The 223-nt window shown below is 68.2% G+C and carries 1 pseudogene; it reads left to right on the top strand.

The annotated features are described in order from the left end of the window. Positions 1-223, top strand: a pseudogene (locus E4K09_RS04660) (transcription termination factor NusA); the annotation flags it as partial.

Below are 223 nucleotides of genomic sequence, written 5' to 3'. Positions count from 1 at the left end.
GGCGAAGCTCTTCGCCTCCGAAGTGCCGGAGATCTATGACGGCATCGTCACCGTTCAGGCGGTGGCGCGCGATCCGGGTTCCCGCGCCAAGATCGCCGTGACCTCGCGCGATTCCTCCATCGATCCGGTCGGCGCCTGCGTGGGCATGCGCGGCTCCCGCGTCCAGGCGGTTGTCGGCGAGCTCCAGGGCGAGAAGATCGACATCATTCCGTGGTCGCCCGAC

The organism is Microvirga pakistanensis (assembly GCF_004458765.1).
Classification (GTDB): Bacteria; Pseudomonadota; Alphaproteobacteria; order Rhizobiales; family Beijerinckiaceae; genus Microvirga; species Microvirga pakistanensis.
The sequence above is the reverse complement of the archived record's forward strand: the minus strand, read 5'-3'. Positions and strand labels throughout refer to the sequence as shown.